Origin of the sequence: Epilithonimonas sp. (assembly GCF_036780765.1) — a bacterium.
GTDB lineage: Bacteria > Bacteroidota > Bacteroidia > Flavobacteriales > Weeksellaceae > Epilithonimonas.
On sequence record NZ_DAIQCG010000012.1, the window covers coordinates 21,012 to 44,689 of the forward strand.

A 23,678-nucleotide genomic window follows, 5' to 3' on the forward strand; every position below is an offset into this window, starting at 1 on the left:
TTGTTTTCAATTCTTACATAATTTACACAAAGGCACAAGGATTACTAATTATGCAATATTGTATTTTAAGGCACAAAGTTTTAAAATCTTTGATTTTTTTGTGCCTTAAAATTCTTTTCAAAAAAAATCTTTTGTGCCTTTGTGTTTAACATTTATCTAATTCATCCAAAATTTCAGAAAACACAACTTGCGCAGAAAAAATTCTGTTTTTTGCCTGCTGATAGATGATTGAGTTTTCTCCGTCCATTACTTCATCACTCAATTCCAGATTTCTACGAACTGGCAAACAATGCATTACTTTCGCTTGATTTGTCAATTCTAATTTTTCATTTGTCAACATCCAGTCTCCATCTACTTTTGGCATTGTTGCATAATCATCAAATGACGACCAGTTTTTTACATAAACAAAATCCGCATCTTTCAAAGCTTCATCCTGATTGTGAATCACAGGTGTTTCTTTTGTGAAATTTTTATCCAAATCATAACCTTCAGGATTTGTGATTACAAAATCAACATCCATTTGTTGCATCCATTCTGTGAACGAGTTTCCGACAGCCTGCGCAATCGGTTTGATGTGAGGCGCCCAAGTCAAAACGACTTTTGGCTTTCGAGTTTCTGTCCAATTTTCTTTAATCGTAATACAATCCGCCAAACTTTGCAACGGATGTCGCGTCGAAGATTCCAGAGAAACAACAGGAACCTTGGCGTGTTTTAGGAATTGGCTTAGAATACTTTCGTTCACATCATCTTCCTTGTTTTTCATTCCTGCAAAACATCTCACAGCAATGATATCGCAATATTGATTTAGAACTTCAATGGCATCTTTGATGTGTTCGACTGTATCGCCGTTCATTACAGTTCCGTCAGCAAATTCGAGGTTCCAAGCTTCTTGTGCGGCGTTGAGAACTAAGACATTCAATCCTAAATTCTGAGCCGCGATTTGTGAACTTAATCTTGTTCTGAGACTTGAATTAAGGAAAACTAAACCAATTGTTTTTCCTTTGCCTTTGGTTGGATTTTCTAATGGATTTTCTTTTATTTTTAAAGCTTTTGCAATGGTTTCCTGCAAATTATCTATATCGTAAACTGAAGTGAAATTTTTCATTTTGAAGATTTTTTGAACACAAAGCGCGCAAAGATTTTTACTAATTATTGAAAATATTTTAAGGTTCGCAAAGACGCTTACGCTCAGCTAAGCAATTTTAAAATATTCACTTTATCATTACGTCAGAATCTAAACATTGAGATTCCTACGGAATGACAAATGTTGTGGTTTTAATTTTTTATCAAAGCTTCCTTTTTTAAGTCAATTGCTTTCAAAGTTTTTTCTAAAGCATTGATGAATAAATCGGATTCTTTTTCCGAAATATTGAGCGCCGGCAAAATCCGCAGAACATTTTTGTCATTGGCATTTCCGGTGAAAATAAAATGCTCAAACAGCAATTCTTTCCTGACATCTGCGCAAGCTTGGTCGAGCTCAATCCCAATCATCAGACCGCGCCTTTTAATATTTTTGATGTGAGGAAAATTTTTAATTTTTTCTTCGATATAAACTCCGATTTTTTCAGAATTTTCAATTAAATTTTCATTTTCGATGACTTCTAAAACAGCTAATCCGGCTATACAAGCCAAATGATTTCCGCCAAATGTTGTTCCCAACAATCCGTAACTCGCTTGGAATTTTGGACTAATCAAAACACCTCCAATTGGAAAGCCATTTCCCATTCCTTTTGCAACTGTAATCAAATCCGGTTTGATATCGAATTCCTGATGAGCAAAGAATTTTCCTGAACGTCCGTAACCTGACTGAACTTCGTCCAAAATCAAAACTGCATCGTTTTCTTTGCACAAAGTTTCAATTGTTAAAATGAAATCTTCTGTCAACAAATTGATTCCGCCAACACCTTGAATTCCTTCCACAATAACTGCAGAAATTTCGTTCTGATTTTCAGCGAAAATCTTTTTCAGTTCTTCTGAATTATTGAATTCACACTTCATAAAATTTTCAGATTCGTTGACTGGTGCTACAATTTTCGGATTGTCTGTAACCGCAACTGCAGCCGAAGTTCTTCCGTGAAAAGATTCGGAAAAATAAATGACTTTCTTTTTATTATTATGAAATGAAGCCAGCTTCAAAGCATTTTCATTCGCTTCCGCTCCGGAATTGCATAAGAACAAAGAATAATCTTCGTAGCCTGACAATTTCCCTAATTTCTCAGCTAATTTTTCCTGAATTTTGTTTTCCACAGAATTGGAATAAAAACTGATTTTCTCCAATTGATTTTTCAATTTCCGAACATAATTTGGATGATTATGACCAATAGAAATCACAGCGTGACCGCCATAAAAATCGAGGTATTGCTGTCCGTTTTCGTCCCAAAGAAAAGAACCTTGAGCTTTTACCGGATTGATATTGAAGAGTGGATATACGTTGAATAAATTCATTTTACATTTTTATTTTAACGCAAAGAGCGCAAAGTTTTTTTTTTAAAATTTCAAACTGCTTTTAAGTCGCAAAATTTAGAACGCTAAAGGTTTTAGATTTAATCCTAAATTTTGTTCCCAACCGTTGGCTATATTCATATTTTGAACAGCTTGTCCGGATGCGCCTTTCAAAAGGTTGTCAATTGTAGAATGGATTGCTATTTTGTTCCCTTGCTTTTCGATTTGGATGACACAGAAATTGGTATTAACAACCTGTTTCATATCAATCGGTTTTTCTGAAACTTTCACAAAAGGCGAATCTTTATAAAAGTCTTTATATAATGTATAAATCTGTTTTAATTCCAAATCACAACTAATAATAGAACTTGTGAAAATTCCTCTCGCAAAATCGCCTCGCCACGGAACAAAATTAAGTTCTACTTCTTGATTATTCAGCGAATTGACTTGCTTTAAAATCTCATCAACGTGCTGGTGATTCAAAGTTTTGTAAGCTGAAATATTGTCATTTCTCCAAGTGAAATGCGTTGTCGGCTGTAAAGATTGCCCTGCGCCAGTTGAACCCGTAATTCCTGTCGTGTAAACATCTTTCAACAGATTTTCTTTTGCTAAAGGCAATAACGCCAACTGAATCGCAGTTGCAAAACATCCAGGATTGGCAATACTTTTTGAATTCTGAATTTCATTAAAATCAACCTCCGGCAAACCATAGATAAAATTTCTGTTTTTGAATTCTCCTTTCAATCGAAAATCATTTCCTAAATCGATAATCAAAGTTTCGTCGGAAATTGGATTTTCATTCAACCAATTCTGACTTTCTTTATGTGGAAGGCAGAGGAAAAGAATATCAACTTGTGAAATTTCATTCGTCAAAACCAAATCACAAACCGATTCCAAATCCGGATACAAATCCGAAATTTTAACACCGGAATTGGAACGGCTAAACAAAAACTTTAATTCTATATTCGGATGAAAAGCCAGCAATCGAACAAGTTCGCTTCCTGTATAACCGTTGGCTCCGATGATTCCGACTGATTTTTTCATTTTTACTTTTTAATATTTTTAACGCAAAGAGCGCAAAGATTTTTTTTTATTTTCAAACTGCTTTTAAGTCACAATTTTTTTAAATCTTTTATTTTTTTCTAGCAGATTTTTCTGATTTAACAGATTTCAATCATTGAATTGCTCGCAGCCCGGCTTGAGCGGAAATCCTTTTTTGCTTTTACTTAAGTTCTATCTAAATTGAAATCGTCTGCAAAAAAGATTGGGAGCGGAAGACGGATTAAGCTGCCCCAATTATTCTAATTTAATTTATTGACCTGATGATAGATATTGAGCGAGTTGCTGAGGATTTTTGTAAAACCTTTCACATCTTGTCCACTCCAAGCGAGATTTTCTTCGCCGTAACTTCCAAATTTTGAAGACATCAAGTCATTATCAGACTCGATTCCATTCAAAATGAAACGATACGGATGAAGCGTGATGAAAACTTTTCCGTTCACAGTTTTTTGAGAATCTTGTAAAAACAACTCGATATTTCTCATCACTGGGTCAAGAAAAAGCGCTTCGTGAAGCCAGTTTCCATACCAATCTGACAATTGTGATTTTATCGTCTGCTGGTATTTTGACAATGTATGTTTCTCCAGCAAATGATGCGCTTTGATGATGATTGACGCCGCCGCAGCCTCGAAACCTACTCGACCTTTTATGCCAACAATTGTGTCTCCTACGTGGATATCACGACCGATTCCGTAAGGTGAAGCCAGTTCCTCAATCTTCTGAATCGCTAAAACCGGATGTGAAAACGCTTCCCCATTCACAGAAAACAATTCTCCGTTTTTGAATTCGATTTCCAGATTTGTAGGTTCTGTTTTTTCGATTTGTGAAGGAAAAGCTTCTTCTGGAAGATAATTTTGCGAAGTCAAAGTTTCTTTTCCACCAACGGAAGTTCCCCAAAGTCCTTTGTTAATAGAATATTTGGCTTTATCAAAATCCATTTCGTAATTGTGATTTTTCAGGAATTGAATCTCATCTTCACGAGACAAACTCAAATCACGAATCGGTGTGATGATTTCGATTTTCGGACACATCACTTGGAAAATCAAATCGAAACGAACTTGGTCATTTCCTGCACCCGTACTTCCGTGTGCAATTGCATCCGCTCCGATTTCCAAAGCAACTTCAGCAATCGTCTGCGCCTGAATGGTTCTTTCTGCACTTACAGACAAGGGATAAGTATTGTTTTTCAGAACGTTACCAAAAATTAAAAACTTAACACAATCATTATAATATTTCTCCGAAGCATCAACAAACCTGTAAGAAGCCACGCCTAATTTTTCCGCTTTTTCTTTAAGCGAAACCTCATCTTCCTTATCAAAACCTCCTGTATTAATCGTGACTGCGTGAACTTCGTATCCCAAAGTTTCACTCAGATATTTTGCGCAATAAGACGTATCTAAACCGCCACTGAATGCCAAAACTACTTTCTTACTCATTGTTGTTATTTATAGATTCAAATTTTTTTTTCTCTTGATTCAGATTTTCCGGAACATACAGCATCGCTGTACAAAGACAGTTTTTACGTTCTTTCATCATCAGAATTTCGTAATTCACACAGTTTTTGCAACCGTTCCAGAATTGCTCGTCCTGAGTCAGTTCAGAATAAATAACTGGTTTGTAACCTAAACTACTGTTGATTTTCATTACAGCCAAGCCGGTAGTCAATCCAAAAATTTTAGCATTTGGATATTTCTCACGTGATAATTGGAAAATTCTTTCTTTAATCTGAGTTGCCAATCCAGCATTCCTGAATTCAGGTGAAACTATCAATCCAGAATTGGCGACATATTCTCCGTTTGTCCAGGTTTCTATATAACAGAAGCCCGCCCAGGTTCCATTTTCGTCAATTGCTATAATGGAATTCCCTTCCGAGATTTTTTTGCTCAGATATTCTGAAGAACGTTTTGCAATACCAGTTCCGCGTTTTTTTGCGGAATCCTCCATTTCGTTTCTGATTTCTTCTACATAAACCAAATGTTTCTCTGAAGAAACTTCTAATTTCATTGATATTATCTAAATTAAGGTGCAAAAATAAAATTATTTTACTTTACAAAACAAATATTTCAGATAATTTTATCTGTTAAATTTATTTTAACAATAATATTATCTTTAGATTAAATTCAAATATTGCTAATTTATTATATATTTGCTAAAAAGGTATAGTTATGGAAAATCAATGCCCTAAATGCAATAATCAAAATGTCTCAAAAAGCGGAATTATCAAAGGAAAACAAAGATTTTACTGCAAGAACTGCAACTATTACTTTACGGTTAAGAAATTAGGAAAACAAATTGATGACTATTATGTTACCAAAGCTTTACAACTCTATCTGGAAGGATTAAGCTTCCGAGAAATAGAAAGAATTATTGGCGTTTCTCACGTAAGTATCAGTTCTTGGATTAAGAAATACAATATCACAAGACCACCACATTCAGAATTCCACCCTGTTTATAAAGTGCTGAAACAAAGTGAATTGATAGACTATATCTCACAAGAGAATAATCTTGAAAATTCAGGATTAATCATCACTCAATTTGCTGATAAATATATGTTGATTAAATGGGAAAGATTTAAGAAAGACTCAAGATAAAAGTAAAAAGAAACAATTAACTATACTATTAGCATTAATATATATTAAATTTTTGTAAACAAAATATTAATAACAATTTGGCAATCACAAAATAAACACCAAATTTTTATTAATATATGAAGAAAATTCTCACTTTTATAGGATTAGCTTTAATCAGCTCTTCTCTATATTCACAAGGTTCGCCTGATTACGGGAATGGTTTGAAATTAAACCTAAATCCGGAAGGCGACAAGTATGTTAGATTTATTCTTTGGAACCAAATCTGGTTAAGAAATACAGAAATGAATCCCGGAACGATGGTTTCTGACGAAGCTACCAAAAATACCTGGAACATCGGAAACCGACGATTGAGAGCACTTGCTTATGCACAAATTACCAAAAGATATATGGTTTTGCTGCATTTCGGAATTAATAATCAGACTTTTATCAATGGCGGAGGCTCCGGGACAACAGGAACTGGAGGTTATGGAAATGGTAAAAAGCCACAAATGTTTTTTCACGATGCCTGGAACGAATATGCCGTGGTTTTACCTGGAGAAGCAGGAAAATTCAGTTTGAGTCTGGGAGCTGGACTTCATTACTATATGGGACTTTCCAGAATGACGATGGCTTCGACGCTTAATTTCCTGACTGTTGATTCGCCGATTTTCACTTGGCCTTTGATTGACAATTCTGACCAATTCGCCAGACAAATGGGACTATTTGCCAAGGGAAAATATGGCAAATTCGAATATCGATTCAGTTTAAACAAACCATTCGCAACCAATCTTGCGCCTTTTGACGTTACAAATCCAGCAGCGAGAGTTACAGTTGACAACAATGGAAATCCGGAATTTTCAAAAGCCGGTTATGTAGAATATCAATTCCTTGATTCTGAATCCAATCTTTTACCTTTCAAAGTTGGTTCTTATCTAGGAACTAAAAAGGTTTTCAATTTGGGAGCTGGTTTTTATCATCAAAAAGACGGAACGAGAACTTCTGTTAATTCACAAATCGAGAAACACGACATTGCTCTTTATGCGATTGATGCCTTTGCAGATTTACCTTTAGGAAACGCCAAAAACAAAATGGCGCTTTCCGCGTATGCAGGATTTTACAATTACAATTTCGGACCGAATTATCTGAGAAATCTAGGAATAATGAACGTTGGCTCCAATGACCCAAATTTCATCGGAGACAAAGCGATTGCCGGCGCCGGAAACCTTCAACCAATGATTGGAACAGGAAACATCTATTATCTGCAGGCCGGATTACTCTTGCCAAGCAATGCCGATAAACCGAAAATCAGAATTCAGCCCTTTGCAGCTTACACGAATAAGAATTTTAAAGCTTTGGAAAATTCATCTTCGCAATTTGATATTGGAGCCAATTGGTTTATTGACGGTCATCACGCCAAATTAACCACTCAATATTCAACAAGACCAACTTATACGAGCGCATCTGCTGAACCAAAATCTAAGGGAGAATTCATCCTTCAGTTCCAGATTTATCTATAAAAATTATTAACACAAAATCTTAATATACAATGAGCGATTCACATCACGTACAGTACGAGAACCTGAGCGACAAGCAAAAAAACCGCACCATTTGGAGCGTGATTATGGCTTCATCTCTGGGCACCCTTATCGAATGGTATGACTTCTATATTTTCGGAAGTCTGGCAATTGTCCTAGCCACAAAATTTTTTCCGGCAGATAATCCAACAGCAGCTTTCCTATCAACTTTAGCAACATTTGCGGCAGGCTTTGTAGTAAGACCTTTCGGCGCATTATTCTTTGGAAGATTGGGAGATTTAATCGGCAGAAAATACACATTTCTGGTCACACTTCTGATTATGGGATTTTCCACATTCCTTATTGGATGTATCCCAAGCTATGAGACGATAGGTTTTATGGCGCCGGTATTAGTTTTAATCCTGAGACTTTTACAAGGTCTTGCTCTCGGTGGCGAATATGGCGGTGCGGCAACTTATGTGGCAGAATATGCACAGCCTGGCAGACGTGGATATTGGACTTCTTGGATCCAAACGACAGCAACAGCTGGTCTGTTCATCTCACTAATCGTCATCCTAATTACAAAAACATCACTTTCTACAGAGGAGTTTGATAACTGGGGATGGAGAGTTCCGTTCTGGATTTCAATTCTAATGGTCATCGTTTCCTATTTCATCAGAAAAAATATGAAGGAATCGCCACTTTTTGCAAAAGCGAAAAGCGAAGGAAAAACATCAACCAATCCATTGAAAGAAAGCTTCGGGAACAGATTCAATTTCAAATTTGTACTGCTTGCCCTTTTTGGAGCTGCAATGGGACAAGGTGTCATCTGGTACACAGGACAGTTCTACGCCATGAGTTTTATGCAAAAAGTAATGAACATAGACACCACCCAAGTAGATTCTCTGATGGCTATCGGTTTATTCCTTGGAACACCATTTTTCGTGTTCTTCGGCTGGCTGTCTGATAAAGTCGGAAGAAAAGCCGTGATGATGACGGGAATGCTCATCGCCATTTTAGCTTACAGACCTATCTACAGTGCGATGTTCAATTCTGTAGATGTGGCTAAAAAAGAAGTTTCTGCTGATGGAATTACAGAAAAAAGAACCGTGAAAGTTCACGACAAAATTGCTACAGACAGCCTGATCACTTTCCATAAAGAAATTGCTTACACAGATGGAACGCTGATGAAAAAAGACAGCATCATCCATTGGTCAGCAGCCGGACCTGTGATGAAAGATGGAAAAATTGAGGAACCTAAAGTTACAAAATCAGTCAAAATCAACGATGACACCAAATGGTATTTAGTATTTCTGGTATTCATTCAGGTGATTTTTGTGACAATGGTTTATGGTCCGATTGCAGCATTTTTGGTAGAAATGTTTCCTGTCAGAATCCGTTATACATCTATGTCACTGCCTTATCACATTGGAAATGGCGTTTTCGGAGGATTGTTGCCTGCAGTTGCAACTTATCTCGTAACCACCGCAAAAGATGCTGGACACGCAAGCTGGTATCTGCAAGGACTTTGGTACCCGATTGGTGTTGCCGCAGTATGTCTCATCATCGGGATGATATATCTAAAACGTAAAAACAATAATATTCACGATTAAATCAAGAATTATTAATTAACTTTAAATCAAACAAAAAATGGACGGACTAAAAAAAATATTAGGTGTAGTTTGGATATTACTGGCATTGGTAGTTCTTTACTTCGGACTGACAATAATGGGAATTCCTAAACTAACGTCAGGAAAACAGGAAGATTTGGTATTCGGGATTATCATTGTATTTATCTTATTACCAATTGTTTCCGGAGGATTGGGTGTATTCGGATATTATGCTTTAAGTGGCGATTATTCCGAAGAAAAGTTGTAAAACAAATCACTAAATTATAATTACAAAAACCACACAATTTCAATTTTGTTTTGTGTGGTTTTAAAATTAACAATGAAAAAACGTCACGAACAAAAACTGATTATTCTGAGCTTTGGATTGATAATTCTTTTCAGCGCTCCGTTGATTCTTTTGTTCAACAGCGAGAAAGAATTGTTCGGATTTCCGATGATTTACATTTACATCTTCGGAGTGTGGATTTTCTCGATTATCATTTCGTTTGTCATTTTCAAAAAATACGATGAATAGCTACGCCTTATTTGCTGTTGTGATTCTCTATCTCGCCCTTCTTTTCCTCGTGGCTCATCGCGCAGAAAAAAAGAAGAGCAAGATTTGGGTAAACAATCCTTACATCTATGCATTGTCGCTGGCGGTTTATTGTACAGCGTGGACATATTATGGAAGTATCGGCGTTGCGGTGAATGACGGACTGGATTACCTTCCGATTTACGTTGGTCCAATTATCATTATTCCGGCTTGGATTTACATCAACCGAAAAATTATACGAATCGCCAGAATCAACAAAGTCAGCAGTATTGCGGATTTTATTTCTTTGCGTTACGGGAACAGTCGTTCGTTTGGAGCGATTATCACTTTGGTCTGTATTTTTGGGATTATTCCCTACATCGGGCTTCAGATTAAAGCAATTTCTGAGACGTTCCATCTGGTGACCAACACGCCAATTTCTAAGAATATTTTTACAGATAATGCAACTTACGTTGTCGTACTATTAGCCTTATTTTCATCTTATTATGGAACTCGTTATGTAGATGCTTCTGAGAAAAGATTAGGAATCATTTCTGCCGTTGCGTTGGAAAGTTTTTTTAAATTAATTTTCCTTATTGTTCTAGGTGTTTTCGTAACATTTTTCGTTTTTGACGGATTTTCTGAAATCTATCAAAAAGCAAGTCAATTTTCAGATTTTAAAGCCAAAAACACATTTTCAGGATTGGAAGGAAGCTTCAATTGGATGATACTTTGCTTGATTTCGGCTTCAGCGATTTTCCTTTTGCCGAGACAATTTCATACAACGATTGTTGAGAATAGACAAGAGAAGCATTTGAAAACTGCCATTTGGTTTTTCCCTCTTTATCTCTTGATTTTCAATATTTTCATATTTCCGATCGCTTGGGGCGGACGGATTATTTTCGAAGGACAATCAGTTAATCCTGAGTTTTATTCGATTTTAATTCCTCAACATTTCGGTAATCAAATCATCACAGTTTTGGTTTTTCTTGGTGGATTAAGTTCATCAATTTCGATGGTGATTATTTCGAGCATTACATTGTCAATTATGTTATCAAATAATCTCATCATTCCTTATGGCTGGCTGGATAAACTCAAGTCTGATAACGATGTGAAAAATACCAGAAACATTACTAATATTAGAAAAATCAGTATTTTCATTTTGATTGTGACTTCTTTTGCTTTCTACAAATATTTCATTTTAAGGAACAGTTTATATTCCGTTGGGTTGATTTCTTTTGTTGTAATTTCTCAACTTGGGCCATCTTTTTTCGGAGCGATTTTTTGGAGAAGAGGGAGTTACAAAGGCGCAGTTATCGGATTGATTGGAGGTTTGATTATCTGCTATTTCGGTTTGATTATTCCGCAGTATTACTTTTCTTTCAATCAGGAATTCAAAGGATTTTTGATTGAAATGTACAATTGGTTCAGCTTTTTCAATATTCCGTATTTAGGTAGTATTTCTCAGATTTTCTTTTGGTCGATTTTGGTTAATACGATTCTGTTTACCATCATCTCTGTCAGTCAAAAAGGTGATTATCGCGAACGGAATTTTGCTGAAATTTATATTGATATTGACAAATACATCCAGAATCACGAGAATGCATTTATCTGGCGAGGAAAAGCTTATGTTTCTGACATCCGAAATATCTTGGTCAAATTCCTTGGAGAAAAGAAAACCGAACAAGCACTGAGAATCTTCAACATAAAATATAACATCGACACAAGAACAGAAACTGCCGATGCGAGATTCATTAAGTTTTCCGAGAATCTTTTGTCTGGGAGAATCGGCACTGCATCAGCGAAAATCCTGATTGAAGGTGTGACTTACGAAGATAAAATCTCCCTCAAAGAAGTTTTAGAAATCCTCGAAGAATCGAAAGAAAATATCAGCCTCAATAAAAAACTGACGGAGCAAAGCCGAGAACTGAGACAACTTTCGGATGAATTAAGTTCTGCCAACGAAAACCTCATCTTCAAAGACAAGCAGAAAGACGATTTCCTGGATACTGTCGCACACGAATTGAGAACGCCACTTACCGCGATTCGTTCTGCTGGCGAAATTTTGGCTGATGACGAGGATATTCCGTTGGATATCAAAAGAGAATTTCTCAATAATATCATCACAGAATCTGACCGTTTGAATGAAATCATCAATGATATTCTTTATCTCGACAAACTGGAACACGGAGAAATCGCTTTGAATATCAGCAAAAACGACATCATTGAAACCTATCAGAAAGCCCTGAACCCAATTAGTCATCTTTTACACCAAAAGAACATTCATCTGAGTGAAGTTAATCTTTTAACGAAAACTCAATTCGAATATGATGAAGCAAGGTTGATTCAGGTTTTTCAGAATATTTTAGGAAATGCTTTGAAATTTACAGATGAACAAGGAACAATTCAGGCTAAGTTTCAAGAAAAAGATAATCAATTGATTATAAGAATCTTCAATACTGGAAAACAAATTCCGGAAGATGATTTGAATTTGATTTTTGATAAGTTTTATCAATCGAGAAATCAGAACATCAGAAAACCTTTAGGAAGCGGTTTGGGATTGGCGATTTGTAGAAAGATAATGCAGGCTCATCAAGGTAATATTTCTGCAGAAAATAATGGATTAGGAGTGAGTTTTGTATTGAAACTCCCTTTAAATAGACAAAAACAACAATGAAAAAAATATTAATAGCAGACGATGAACACAAAATCCTGATGTCCTTGGAATATAGTTTCAGGAAGCAGGGTTACGAAGTCTTCATTGCGAGAGACGGAACCGAAGTTTTAGACTTACTGAAAACAATCACGCCAGATGTCATTCTATTGGATATTATGATGCCAAATCTGGATGGATACAGCACACTAAACGAAATCAAAACAATGGAAAACCTCAATCATACCAAAGTGATTTTCCTGAGTGCGAAAACTAACCCGAAAGATATCGAGAAAGGATTGGAATTAGGAGCAGATGCTTATGTAACCAAGCCTTATTCTATCAAGAAGCTGATCCAGCAGATTGATGAAATGCTTGAGTAGAACAAAGAGAAAAGATTAAAGAAACAAGATTTATAAAAATTAAAAATATTACTATAATGAGAAATTATCACATTCAGAATTTACAGGATTATTTCAAGGAGTATAAGAAGTCAATTAAAAATCCAAAGAAGTTTTGGGACAAGATTGCGGATGAAAATTTTGTGTGGTACCAGCGTTGGTCCAAGGTCGTGGATTACAATATGGAGGAAGCCAACATCAAATGGTTCAAAAATGCAAAACTGAACATTTCCAAAAACTGTCTGGACAGACATCTTTCCGTAAGAGGCGAAAAAACCGCTATCATCTGGGAACCCAATGACCCGAAAGAAGAAGCTCAACACATCAGCTTCAATGAACTCTACGAAAGAGTGAATAAAACCGCCAACGTTCTACGCGAAATGGGCATTGAGAAAGGCGACAGAGTCTGCATATACCTTCCTATGATTCCTGAATTGGCGGTAACAATGTTGGCTTGTGCTAAGTTAGGTGCTGTACATTCCGTTATATTTGCTGGGTTTTCAGCTTCGGCTGTTGCTTCCAGAGTGAATGATTGTGGCGCTAAAATGGTCATTACTTCAGACGGAAGTTACAGAGGGAATAAAGTACTTGACCTAAAAACTATTGTGGATGAAGCTTTGGAAAAAACACCAACTGTAGAAAACGTTTTGGTTGTGAAAAGAACCCTCAACGATGTGAAGATGAAAGAAGGCAGAGACCACTGGATGTCGGAGTATTATGATAAAGCTTCCACAGATTTCGTGACCGTGATAATGGATGCGGAAGATCCGTTGTTCATTCTTTATACTTCAGGTTCAACAGGAAAACCGAAAGGAATGCTTCACACCTGCGCAGGCTACATGGTTTACACAGCATATACTTTTAAAAATGTGTTCAATTACAAAGAAAATGACATCTACTGGTGTACAGCGGATATCGGGTGGATCACCGGACATTCCTATATTCTGTATGGTCCGCTTCTGAATGGCGCAACAACTGTCATCTTCGAAGGTGTACCGACTTTTCCTGATGCAGGAAGATTCTGGGAAGTAATCGAGAAACATAAGGTGACTCAGTTCTACACCGCTCCAACTGCTATCCGTTCTTTGGCAAAAGAAAGCGTGGAATGGGTGGAGAAGCACGACCTTAGTTCTTTGAAAGTCATTGGTTCCGTTGGAGAACCTATCAATGATGAAGCTTGGCATTGGTACAATGACCACGTTGGAAAGAAGAAATGCCCCATCGTAGATACTTGGTGGCAAACCGAAACTGGCGGAATCCTGATTTCACCAATTCCATTTGCTACACCTACAAAACCTACTTATGCGACGCTTCCCTTGCCAGGCGTTCAGCCGGTTTTGATGGATGACAAGCGTAACGAAATCACAGGGAATCAGGTAACAGGTAATCTTTGTATCCGTTTTCCTTGGCCAGGAATCGCGAGAACGATTTGGGGCGACCATCAGCGTTATAAGGAGACTTATTTCTCTGCATTTCCAGGTAAATATTTTACCGGTGACGGTGCTTTGAGAGACGAGGTTGGATATTACAGGATCACCGGTCGTGTAGATGATGTCATTATCGTTTCCGGGCACAATCTTGGAACAGCACCAATCGAGGATAGCATCAATGAGCATCCTGCAGTGGCAGAATCCGCAATTGTAGGTTATCCGCACGATGTAAAAGGAAACGCTTTGTATGGTTTCGTGATTCTGAAAGAATCTGGAGAAGGCAGACAAAAAGATAATCTAGTAAAAGAGATCAACCAATTGATTTCTGAACAGATTGGACCGATTGCAAAGCTGGATAAAATTCAGTTTGTGAGTGGGTTGCCGAAAACAAGATCTGGGAAAATCATGCGCCGCATCTTGAGAAAGATTGCGGAAGGTGATTTCTCTAACTTTGGAGACACTTCTACCCTGCTGAATCCTGAGATTGTGGATGAGATCAAGAATGAAAGAATCTGATTTTAATGATTAATTATAAATTTTAAATGGTTACTCATCACTTCGAGTAACGAAGCATAGCGAAAAGTTAGGTGTAAGAAGGACTAAAGATTCTCGATACAATTTTTCTCCGCTATGCTGAGAAAAACCACTCGAACTAACGGAGAGCTTTTAAGAAAAGATAATCCTTTAGACCTTAAATTATAAAGCAAAGGCCACCCGATTTTAGGTGGCTTTTGTCATTATGTCTTATTATTTTTCGGAGTAGTTTCCATTAAATCGTTGTTACCTTTCCGTTACCTAAGTCTTATTTTGTTTTGGAACGGTCTGCTTTTTCTGTATATTACTTTTTAGGCAAACCTATGGATTGGAAATTTACATCTCCTATGATTGTTCTACTATGTTAATTTTCGTCACTTCTCCCAAAAATCAAAGAAAACAAAGATGTCTATACGGGTTTTTTTGGTTTAAAATAGAATTAAACAATAAAAGTTTAATTTTACAAAAAAAAACTAAATTATGGAAAATAAAAAAGCGCCTATCTTCACAATGCTTGTTGTAATTCTAATTGTAGGTTCGGCACTGTACAAACAAATCGATTTTAAAACAATGCGTGTCGAAAAACCAGCTTTGGCAATTCTTTATACAGTTACACTTTTGTTTGCCACTTTTGTTTTGGTGAAGAATTATAGCAAGAAAGGGAGAAATAATTAAGAAAAAACTTAATTATCATCAACTAAAAACAGCAATAGGAGCTATTTTTAAGACACTTTACTCAGAATATAATTTCAATAATTGTCTATAACCAATCAATATGGCTGATTTGGAAATAAAACCGATGAAATGCTTGTTACCGTCTACAACAGGCAAATTCCAATAACCAGTATCATCAAAAATCTGTAAAATCTCCTGCGTTTTATTTTCAGGATTGATAATCGCAGGCGGTGCTTTCATCAATTTGCGCAGAGAAAGTGACTCGGTTTCTTTGTTGAAAAGATATGGACGAACGTCATCCAAATCTAAAATACCCTTCAACTTTTTGTCATTATCTACAACGGCAAATGTATTTTTATTTCAGTTTTTTATCATTTCAAATAATTCCTCAACGGATGCATTTTCATTAATCGTCTGAGATTTGAAATCAATATAATCTTTGGTGTTAAGAGAGAATAAAAGATTTTTATCGTGCTTGTTAGTGAAGATTTTACCTTGATCTGCCAGAGATTTTAGTTCTGGAGAAATGGATGAAAATCGTTTTGCCATCAAATAAGATATCACAGAAACAATCATCAAAGGAATAAATAAATCGTATCCGAAACTGGATTCGGCAATCAGGAAAATAGCGGTGAGTGGCGCATAGAGAATTCCGCTCATTGCACCAGCCATTCCGACCAATACTAGGTTGGTAACCGGAACATCTTTGAAACCCAATTGCTGACAAACAATAGCGAAAAGAAAACCCGTTGTTCCTCCAGCAAACAGTGATGGTGCAAAGTTACCACCATTTCCACCACTGAAAATAGTGAATGGCGTGGCAAAAGCTTTTAGTATCAAAACTAAAACAAGAAACATAATTACTGTCAAGCTCTTGATTTCAAAATATCGGAATAAGCTGTTTTCCATAATCTCAAGCGTTTCGCCATTGGTAAATGCTTTAATCGTATCATAACCTTCGCCAAACAAAGGCGGAAACAACACACAAAGCAATGATAAAACAGCGCCACCGAACATTGCTCTTCTCAGAGGCGACATCTTGAGTTTGTGTATAAAATGTTCTACTTTCTGCGACATCAATACAAAATATCGGGCATACAAACCTGTGACAATTCCTAAAATAAGATAGTATGGAATATTTTTGTAATTGAATGCTTCTCTTGTGTAAAATCTGAACAAAACGTCTTCCTGAAGCAATATTCTGGACAACAAACTTCCGCAAACCGCCGCAACTACCAACGGAATAAAATCTGTAAATACTACACCTGTCAAGAGAATCTCGAAAGCAAACATAATCCCAGCAATCGGCGCATTGAAAGCCGAGGCAATTCCGGCACTTGCGCCTGCAGCTAGTAAAAGTGTTCTCTCTTTGTAACTCAACCTGTACGTTTGCGCGAAATTGGAGCCAATTGCTGCGCCAGTAACGGCAATTGGACTTTCCAAACCAGCAGAACCTCCCAAACCAACTGTTATAGCACTTTGGATAATCTGAGAATACATCTTAACGGATGAAACGATACTTGAATTTTGTGCAATCTCATACAGAATTGCACCAATCCCTTTTCTATCCTGTCCTTTGAAAATCGTCTGCACTATAATTGTCGTCAATACAATTCCTAAAAAAGGGAAAACGATGTAGAACAGAATCTGATATTCGAAGTGGACTTTATGTGTGATGAAATAATGAATATTATGAACCAACGTTTTCAAAACCACGCCAGCCAAACCTGCCGTAAGACCAACCAAAATACCCGAAAGAAGAAGAAACTGACTTCTGCTCATTCTGCTACTCAGCCAATGCAAAACTATCTCATAGCTTCTTGCTTTTTCCAGTCCGTATTGTTGGAAATCTCTTTTGAATTTTAAAAAGCTGAGATATTTTTTCTTGTTGTGAAGCTTCACTTTGCGAGTTTAAATGCAAATATACCAAATCAAATGAGAACCGAATCTGCCCAATAAGAATACTTAAACCAAAAATAATAACTATTTTTAGCCATACAAATTCAATAGAAAGCAGTGCAACAAGTTTTTCACGAGATGTATCATAAATATATATAGTGTATTGTGCTTATTATTAAAAATCCAAAATGAAAAAATCTATTACCATTCTTTTATCAAGCTTAATTCTAAGCATTGTCTGTTGTAAAAAATCTGAAACTGTAGAAACTGAAGTTCAAAAACCTGTTACTGATACTTTAACCAAAACAGACTATAGCAATGGTTATCCCATTAATTTTGACGACACCAAAGTTATCAGCAATGTCTTTGTAACAGACCGAAAAGGAACAGATATGAAGCAGGAAAAAGATATCAATTCTAAAACTTTGGGAACTTACGAATATGGTGTGATGCTGGAAGTTATAGAAGATGCCGGAGATTGGCTGGGCGTGCGCGACAGAATCACAAGAACTTATACAGAGAATGGGAAAACAATCGAAAGTAACGGCTGGGAAAAAGTCTATGTGAGAAAAGATGCGACAGGAAAAATGGGACAATTGAGTCTATTGCCTTCTGACCTGAATGTCATCAACTTTTTGACCATCAACGAAAAAAATCAAGAGGTAAAGGAAAATCAGCGACTGAATGAGTTTATCAAAATTGAATTGATTGACAAAACGTTATTTGAAAGTAAAAAACAAACAACCGTCAACTATTTGGTAAGAGATACAACCGCTATCACAAAGAAAAACGGCATTATAGAATTAAAGACCCCAAACAAAACAAAAATCTTCAAAGATAATCCTACAGACGAAGATAGCAGACAGATTTTCAGTTATCTTGGTCAATTTCCGGTTCTTAATCAATATTTGGTTCAAGGGGATTATTACGAAGGTTCAGATTTCCAATTCATTGATAAAACAACAGGAGCCGAGACAAAAACGTTCGTCGATTTGCCTTATGTTTCGCCAGACAAAAAACACATTATCGCCATCTACAGCAATCCTTATGAATCGACTGCTGATTTGGAACTTTACTCAGTCAACGGTTCTAAAATCAAAAACATCATCTCGGTGAGTTTTAAAAAATGGATGCCCGCTATTGATCCGAGTGAAATGTTTTGGAGCAACGATGGTTATCTCTATTTAAATGTGAATCATTCAAAAGTAGCTTGGCAGGAAAATGGACAATTGAATAATCAATTTCAGTATATTAGGATTCGAATTTTATAATCAAAATTATGACGGTTTTTACACTTATAATCCTTCTCATCCTTTTGGTAATCTCTTATTTTATCGCCAAAAGCAAAATGTCTCTTCAAAAAAAGCTGATTATCATTATCGGAACAATTGTTTTGATTTTAGGCAGTATTTCTTACATTTTCGTAACAGGTTTTGATAGAGGAATGAGAGTAGAACGTGAAGAAACAACAATCGATTCCGATTCCAACGACAGTATTGCAATTTTGGATTTAACAAAAAAACTTTATCAATGGAATGAAATAGAAAGCAAAGGTTCTGATTTTGATGTTTTAATAAAGAATGAAAATGATACAGTTTATTCAGAAATTGACCAATCTGCTCATCAAAAACGATTGGAAGAATTAAGGAAAACCAATTTATTCACAGAAGATTTCATAAACAATTACAACAAAATTGCTATGAAAATTGATAAAGAAATGAAATCCGGCGCATTAGTTTATACTGTTGGAGAATTACCGCCTTTTGGGAATGATGTAAATCCTTGGTGCAACTGTCAGGACAGGCCAGATAATTTTCTTGATAAAATTTGGATTAAGAATCTGAAAACCGAAGGTAAATCAGTTTCTTACAATTGGAGTTGGGGCGACGGATTGGTTTATAGCCTGAAAGCTGTAAAAGAAAATAATCAGTGGAAAATCAATGCGATGGAAGGTTTTGATTATGATTCATTCGTTCAGAGTTTTCAATATTCTAATGATTTTACCGGAAGCTGGGAAAATGGATTAGTCATTCTTCATATCTCGGAAAACACTCTGAATTTCGAGTATCACGGACAATGTATGTATAGCTATCCTATCAGAAAAATCAATGATATTGAGTTTGAAATGATTTGGGCGAGAGAAATGGATTGTAAGTTTGATAACGGAACTGACAAAACTTTTGGTCTGAAAAAAGTACCGGAAATTGGAAAACCTTTTGCTAAATTCAAGTTGGAAAATAATCAACTATCTGCTGAATATTATTATAAAGAATGGGTGAAAAAATATACTGCGGAAGTTCAGGACAAAGTTTTCACGCCAGAATATTCTAAAAAAATTGAAAATTATTAATTCATAAATCTTTCAACAAAAAAACCGCCAACAAATGACGGTTTTCATTTTATGATTTAGCATCTTAGTAAGTTCCTTCGTCTTGAATTTCTTTAGCCTGATATTCCTGAACCAATTCTATCGCGTTATTAATCACATCGCTTAATGCCGTAATAAAAGTTCCTTCTTCCGCCAGACTCATTGCGTGTTTCAGCGCATCAATTTCTTTTGGTATGCATTCGTAGCTCACGCTTTTATCGACACTTTGGATGCCTTCTATAATTAGTCCATTGATTTCATCTTCCTGCCTGCCTCTCAAATGTTTTTCATTTCTGATAATGATATGGTCAAACATTCTCGCCGCAATTTTCCCACATTCTCGGATGTCATTATCTCTTCTGTCTCCAACTCCAGAAATAATTCCGATTTTCTTATTGGATTCAACATTTCTCAGATAATCTTCAATTGCTTCATAACTCGCAGGATTATGTGCAAAATCAATCATCACTTTGAAGTTTTTGAATTTGAAGATATTCAGTCTTCCTGGTGTTAGTTGAGCACTTGGGATGAAAGTCGTCAACGCCAAAGCAATATTCGGAATTTCGAAGCCGTAAACGTAAGCCGCCAAAGATGCAGCTAAAACATTTGCAATCATAAACTTCGCTTTTCCTTCCATTGTGATAGGGATATTCTTAACCCTTTCGATTCGGATTTTCCATTCGCCTTTTTTGATGGTTACAAAACCATCTTCATAAACGCAGGTAATTTTTCCTTCTTTCGCAAATTTCTTGATATAAGGATTATTTTCATCCAGACTGAAAAGCGCCACTTTGGAATGTAAATCGCCTGCCAATCGCATAGAATACTCGTCATCTGCATTCAAAATACACCAGCCATCTTTTTTCACACTATCCAGAACGACACGTTTTACCCTTGTCAAATCCTTCAAGTTATGAATATCACTGATTCCCAAATGATCTTCTTTAATATTCGTCAAAACACCCACATCACAAGTTCCAAAACCTAATCCGGAACGGAGAATTCCGCCTCTTGCAGTTTCTAGAACAGCAAATTCTACAGTCGGATCTTTCAGAATAAATTCTGCAGACATTGGTCCAGTGGTATCGCCTTTTTCAAGTAACGTATTTTGAATATAAATCCCATCAGAAGTCGTAAATCCTACTCTTTTTCCGTTATTTTTAACTATGTGAGCCAATAATCTGGTCGTTGTAGTTTTACCATTAGTTCCAGTCACAGCAATAATCGGAATTCTGAATTCTTTTCCTGGCGGATAAAGCATATCAACAACCGGAGCAGCCACGTTTCTTGGCAAACCTTCACTTGGAGCGAGATGCATTCTGAATCCTGGAGCTGCATTCACTTCTAAGATCGCGCCACCACTTTCTTTCAAAGGCTGAGTTAGATTTTCCGCCATAATATCGATACCACAAACATCTAATCCAATAATTCTGGAAACACGTTCCGCCATCTGAATATTTTCTGGATGAATCATATCTGTGACGTCAATGGACGTTCCTCCAGTAGAAAGATTCGCTGTTGATTTCAGATAAACAATTTCGCCTTTTTGCGGAATCGTTTCTAATGTATAATTTAGTTTTTCAAGAAGTTCGTTGGTATCTTTATCAACATCAATTTCTGTCAGGACATTTTCGTGTCCGTAACCTCTTCTTGGGTCAAGATTTTCTTTATCGATAAGTTCTTGAAGATTCAGTTCGCCATCGCCTACAACGTGCGCAGGAACTCTTCTAGCCGCCGCAACCATTTTGTGATTAATGACCAAAACCCTGAAATCAAAACCTGTAATATACTTTTCTACTATGACTTTTCTGGAATATTTCTGAGCGTGTTCCAATCCGACCAAAGCTGTTTCATAATCTTTGACATTGATGGAAGCTCCTTTTCCGTGATTGCCATCCAAAGGTTTCAGAACCAACGGATAACCAATTTTTCTGATAACCGCTTGCAAATCTTCTTCATCTACCACCAAACCTCCGGAAGGAACAGGAATTGCTGCATCTTCCAGCATTTTTTTTGTGAGTTCTTTGTTACAAGCGATGTCAACAGCAATACTGCTTGTATTTCCGGTAATCGTGGCTTGAAAACGTTGTTGGTTGATTCCGTAACCCAATTGAACTAAGGAATTTTTCCCCAATCTAATCCACGGAATTCTTCTGGAAACCGCTTCCTCAACAATACTTCCTGTAGATGGCCCTAAGCGTTCTCTCTCACGGATTTCTTTCAGAGTCTGAATACAAGAATTGATATCATAATCAGTTCCTGCGATAAGACATTCAGCAATTTTCACAGCTTCTTCAGCAGCAAAAACGCCGGCTTTTTCTTCGATATAATTGAAAACAACATTGTATGTTCCGGGCGTTTTTGTTTCTCTTGTTCTTCCAAAACCTACATCCATCCCTGCCAACGTTTGGATTTCCAAAGCGATATGCTCTATCACGTGTCCCATCCAAGTTCCCATTTCTACACGCTTGAAAAAACCACCTTCCGTTCCCTCAGAACATCTGTGAGAAAGTAGCGATGGTAACAATTGCTCTATTCTTTCCCGGAAACCTTCAATTTTGTTGGTTGGTTGGTGTTCTGTTTCTTCCAAATCCAAACGCATCTGAATAAGCTTTTTTCTCGTGATACTCCAAATGTTGGGACCTCTTAATACTTGTATTTTTTCTATTTTCATATTTCTATTTCACGGATTTTTAACCTATGATTTTACACAGAATTGCACGCAGCCCGACCTGAGTGGAGCTTATTTTTATTTTTGATAAAAATAAAAATAGCGGGAACGGAGGGCGGATAAAGCTGCCCAAATCTCATGCCGAATTAAAATATAAAATCAAAAAGACTTGCTAATTTGTAAATTCTTATTCTCTATTTTATCAAAGATAATGTAAAATCAAGAAAAATCGAAAATAATTATTGTGTTATAAAACAAATCTGTTATTGATTCTTTAGAATAATTAACAATTCATTAATCAACAAGTATTGTTTTTCGGAAATAAGTGCTTAATTATTAAAAGTTTAAATCAGTTTTGTGGATTTTTAAGGGTTTATTATGAGGTTTATTCTGTAATGATTTATTATTTTTGTTAATATGAAATCAAAAGGAAAACTAGTCATCATTGGAGGCGCTGTGAACAAAGGTAGTTTTACAGAAACCAGTTTTGACCAAAATGTTGAAAAAAATCTTAATTTTTTTGAACGCGGAATCCTCAGAAAGATTATTGATGAATCTAAGCTGAAAGAAGATTCTGTCATTGAAGTGATTACGACCGCATCTCAAATCCCTGACATCGTTGGTCCCGAATATAAAAAAGCGTTTGAATATCTTGGCGCAAAAAATTGTAATATTCTTGATATCCAAAATCGTGAACAAGCGAACAGCGATGCAATTGTTGCAAGAGCCAATGCTGCCGATGTTGTGATGTTCACAGGTGGTGACCAACTTCGATTAACATCAATTCTTGGTGGAACGAGATTTCACGATTCAATTTTAAATAAATATCAAAACGAAGATTTTATCTACGCAGGAACTTCTGCAGGAGCTGCTGCTGCATCCGAAAATATGATTTATCAAGGTTCTAGTTCTGAAGCGCTTTTGAAAGGCGAAATCAAAACGACTCAAGGTCTTGGTTTTATAGAAAATGTAATTATCGATACGCATTTTGTACAGCGCGGAAGAATCGGAAGGTTATTTCAGGCTGTTGTGAATAATCCGAGAACTTTGGGAATTGGTCTTGGTGAAGACACAGGTTTGTTCATTGAAGAAGATACAATGACAGCGATTGGTTCCGGTCTTGTGATTTTGGTAGATGGACTTCAGATTAAAGATACGAACCTCACTAATGTAGAATTGGGTCAGCCAATTTCTATTAAAAATCTGATTGTGGATGTGCTTTCTATGAATGATACTTTCGATTTGAAAACCAGGGAAATGACGATTGTTAATTCCCAATACAATCCGATTCCACAAGTGAGTGCTGATAACTAAACAATA

At 36.4% G+C, this 23,678-nt stretch carries 20 protein-coding genes; 12 read left to right on the forward strand and 8 right to left on the reverse strand.

The window, feature by feature from the left end:
• Positions 1 to 145: 145 nt before the first annotated feature.
• From V7P73_RS13315 to V7P73_RS13335, 5 genes are all read right to left on the reverse strand, one after another.
• Positions 146 to 1,105: an acetylornithine carbamoyltransferase gene (locus V7P73_RS13315; RefSeq protein ID WP_333854426.1), complete on the reverse strand. Its 960-nt coding sequence runs from the start codon at positions 1,103 to 1,105 to the stop codon at positions 146 to 148.
• Positions 1,106 to 1,275: 170 nt separating this feature from the next.
• Positions 1,276 to 2,445, reverse strand: coding sequence for an aspartate aminotransferase family protein (locus V7P73_RS13320; RefSeq protein WP_333854427.1), 1,170 nt, complete (start codon positions 2,443 to 2,445; stop codon positions 1,276 to 1,278).
• Between the two features lie 75 nt (positions 2,446 to 2,520).
• Positions 2,521 to 3,486: an N-acetyl-gamma-glutamyl-phosphate reductase gene (gene argC / locus V7P73_RS13325; protein ID WP_333854429.1), complete on the reverse strand. Its 966-nt coding sequence runs from the start codon at positions 3,484 to 3,486 to the stop codon at positions 2,521 to 2,523.
• A gap of 257 nt (positions 3,487 to 3,743) precedes the next feature.
• Complete coding sequence (locus V7P73_RS13330) at positions 3,744 to 4,937, reverse strand: argininosuccinate synthase (protein ID WP_333854431.1); 1,194 nt, start codon at positions 4,935 to 4,937, stop codon at positions 3,744 to 3,746.
• Positions 4,930 to 5,505, reverse strand: a complete 576-nt coding sequence (locus V7P73_RS13335) for a GNAT family N-acetyltransferase (protein ID WP_333854433.1) — start codon at positions 5,503 to 5,505, stop codon at positions 4,930 to 4,932. Before V7P73_RS13335 ends, V7P73_RS13330 begins: the two co-directional genes overlap by 8 nt.
• A gap of 161 nt (positions 5,506 to 5,666) precedes the next feature.
• Between V7P73_RS13335 and V7P73_RS13340 the strand changes: the two genes are divergently transcribed.
• The 9 genes from V7P73_RS13340 to V7P73_RS13380 all read left to right on the forward strand — a co-directional run bounded on the left by V7P73_RS13340 (position 5,667) and on the right by V7P73_RS13380 (position 15,420).
• Positions 5,667 to 6,092, forward strand: a complete 426-nt coding sequence (locus V7P73_RS13340; RefSeq protein WP_333854435.1) for an IS1/IS1595 family N-terminal zinc-binding domain-containing protein — start codon at positions 5,667 to 5,669, stop codon at positions 6,090 to 6,092.
• Positions 6,093 to 6,208: 116 nt separating this feature from the next.
• Positions 6,209 to 7,588: a porin gene (locus V7P73_RS13345; protein WP_333854437.1), complete on the forward strand. Its 1,380-nt coding sequence runs from the start codon at positions 6,209 to 6,211 to the stop codon at positions 7,586 to 7,588.
• A gap of 29 nt (positions 7,589 to 7,617) precedes the next feature.
• Positions 7,618 to 9,198: an MFS transporter gene (locus V7P73_RS13350; RefSeq protein ID WP_333854438.1), complete on the forward strand. Its 1,581-nt coding sequence runs from the start codon at positions 7,618 to 7,620 to the stop codon at positions 9,196 to 9,198.
• Between the two features lie 37 nt (positions 9,199 to 9,235).
• Positions 9,236 to 9,463: a DUF6814 family protein gene (locus V7P73_RS13355; protein ID WP_333854440.1), complete on the forward strand. Its 228-nt coding sequence runs from the start codon at positions 9,236 to 9,238 to the stop codon at positions 9,461 to 9,463.
• A 72-nt stretch (positions 9,464 to 9,535) separates the two neighbouring features.
• The gene (locus V7P73_RS13360; RefSeq protein ID WP_333854442.1) at positions 9,536 to 9,730 is read left to right on the forward strand and encodes a hypothetical protein; all 195 of its coding nucleotides are present in this window, start codon (positions 9,536 to 9,538) and stop codon (positions 9,728 to 9,730) included.
• Entirely contained in the window at positions 9,723 to 12,404 is a 2,682-nt protein-coding gene (locus V7P73_RS13365) for an ATP-binding protein (protein ID WP_333854443.1), read from the forward strand. Before V7P73_RS13360 ends, V7P73_RS13365 begins: the two co-directional genes overlap by 8 nt.
• Positions 12,401 to 12,763 (forward strand): response regulator transcription factor, encoded by a 363-nt coding sequence (locus tag V7P73_RS13370; RefSeq protein WP_333854445.1) that lies wholly within the window; start codon positions 12,401 to 12,403, stop codon positions 12,761 to 12,763. Before V7P73_RS13365 ends, V7P73_RS13370 begins: the two co-directional genes overlap by 4 nt.
• A gap of 14 nt (positions 12,764 to 12,777) precedes the next feature.
• Entirely contained in the window at positions 12,778 to 14,727 is a 1,950-nt protein-coding gene (gene acs / locus V7P73_RS13375) for an acetate--CoA ligase (RefSeq protein WP_333854478.1), read from the forward strand.
• A gap of 498 nt (positions 14,728 to 15,225) precedes the next feature.
• On the forward strand, positions 15,226 to 15,420 hold the full coding sequence (locus V7P73_RS13380; protein ID WP_333854447.1) for a hypothetical protein: 195 nt from the start codon (positions 15,226 to 15,228) through the stop codon (positions 15,418 to 15,420).
• A 57-nt stretch (positions 15,421 to 15,477) separates the two neighbouring features.
• Here the strand turns inward: V7P73_RS13380 and V7P73_RS13385 are convergent, their stop codons facing one another.
• Positions 15,478 to 15,741, reverse strand: coding sequence for a CBS domain-containing protein (locus tag V7P73_RS13385; RefSeq protein WP_333854449.1), 264 nt, complete (start codon positions 15,739 to 15,741; stop codon positions 15,478 to 15,480).
• A gap of 39 nt (positions 15,742 to 15,780) precedes the next feature.
• On the reverse strand, positions 15,781 to 17,322 hold the full coding sequence (locus V7P73_RS13390; RefSeq protein WP_333854450.1) for a chloride channel protein: 1,542 nt from the start codon (positions 17,320 to 17,322) through the stop codon (positions 15,781 to 15,783).
• 185 nt (positions 17,323 to 17,507) lie between these two features.
• Between V7P73_RS13390 and V7P73_RS13395 the strand changes: the two genes are divergently transcribed.
• Both V7P73_RS13395 and V7P73_RS13400 read left to right on the forward strand, forming a co-directional pair.
• Entirely contained in the window at positions 17,508 to 18,590 is a 1,083-nt protein-coding gene (locus V7P73_RS13395; RefSeq protein WP_333854452.1) for a hypothetical protein, read from the forward strand.
• A gap of 77 nt (positions 18,591 to 18,667) precedes the next feature.
• On the forward strand, positions 18,668 to 19,669 hold the full coding sequence (locus V7P73_RS13400) for a hypothetical protein (protein WP_333854454.1): 1,002 nt from the start codon (positions 18,668 to 18,670) through the stop codon (positions 19,667 to 19,669).
• Positions 19,670 to 19,733: 64 nt separating this feature from the next.
• On the opposite strand, the gene cphA is transcribed toward V7P73_RS13400, so the two are convergent.
• The gene (gene cphA, locus V7P73_RS13405; RefSeq protein WP_333854455.1) at positions 19,734 to 22,361 is read right to left on the reverse strand and encodes a cyanophycin synthetase; all 2,628 of its coding nucleotides are present in this window, start codon (positions 22,359 to 22,361) and stop codon (positions 19,734 to 19,736) included.
• Between the two features lie 414 nt (positions 22,362 to 22,775).
• On the opposite strand from cphA, the gene V7P73_RS13410 reads away from it, so the two are divergent.
• Positions 22,776 to 23,672, forward strand: a complete 897-nt coding sequence (locus tag V7P73_RS13410; RefSeq protein ID WP_333854457.1) for a cyanophycinase — start codon at positions 22,776 to 22,778, stop codon at positions 23,670 to 23,672.
• Positions 23,673 to 23,678 lie beyond the last annotated feature (6 nt).

Coding starts and splice junctions, on each gene's coding strand:
- V7P73_RS13410 (WP_333854457.1), top strand. CDS start 22,776: ATGAAATCAAAAGGAAAACTAGTCATCATTGGAGGCGCTGTGAACAAA.
- V7P73_RS13340 (WP_333854435.1), top strand. CDS start 5,667: ATGGAAAATCAATGCCCTAAATGCAATAATCAAAATGTCTCAAAAAGC.
- V7P73_RS13350 (WP_333854438.1), top strand. CDS start 7,618: ATGAGCGATTCACATCACGTACAGTACGAGAACCTGAGCGACAAGCAA.
- V7P73_RS13330 (WP_333854431.1), bottom strand. CDS start 4,937: ATGAGTAAGAAAGTAGTTTTGGCATTCAGTGGCGGTTTAGATACGTCT.
- V7P73_RS13360 (WP_333854442.1), top strand. CDS start 9,536: ATGAAAAAACGTCACGAACAAAAACTGATTATTCTGAGCTTTGGATTG.
- V7P73_RS13380 (WP_333854447.1), top strand. CDS start 15,226: ATGGAAAATAAAAAAGCGCCTATCTTCACAATGCTTGTTGTAATTCTA.
- V7P73_RS13335 (WP_333854433.1), bottom strand. CDS start 5,505: ATGAAATTAGAAGTTTCTTCAGAGAAACATTTGGTTTATGTAGAAGAA.
- V7P73_RS13345 (WP_333854437.1), top strand. CDS start 6,209: ATGAAGAAAATTCTCACTTTTATAGGATTAGCTTTAATCAGCTCTTCT.
- cphA (WP_333854455.1), bottom strand. CDS start 22,361: ATGAAAATAGAAAAAATACAAGTATTAAGAGGTCCCAACATTTGGAGT.
- V7P73_RS13395 (WP_333854452.1), top strand. CDS start 17,508: ATGAAAAAATCTATTACCATTCTTTTATCAAGCTTAATTCTAAGCATT.
- V7P73_RS13370 (WP_333854445.1), top strand. CDS start 12,401: ATGAAAAAAATATTAATAGCAGACGATGAACACAAAATCCTGATGTCC.
- V7P73_RS13355 (WP_333854440.1), top strand. CDS start 9,236: ATGGACGGACTAAAAAAAATATTAGGTGTAGTTTGGATATTACTGGCA.
- argC (WP_333854429.1), bottom strand. CDS start 3,486: ATGAAAAAATCAGTCGGAATCATCGGAGCCAACGGTTATACAGGAAGC.
- V7P73_RS13400 (WP_333854454.1), top strand. CDS start 18,668: ATGTCTCTTCAAAAAAAGCTGATTATCATTATCGGAACAATTGTTTTG.
- V7P73_RS13365 (WP_333854443.1), top strand. CDS start 9,723: ATGAATAGCTACGCCTTATTTGCTGTTGTGATTCTCTATCTCGCCCTT.
- V7P73_RS13315 (WP_333854426.1), bottom strand. CDS start 1,105: ATGAAAAATTTCACTTCAGTTTACGATATAGATAATTTGCAGGAAACC.
- V7P73_RS13320 (WP_333854427.1), bottom strand. CDS start 2,445: ATGAATTTATTCAACGTATATCCACTCTTCAATATCAATCCGGTAAAA.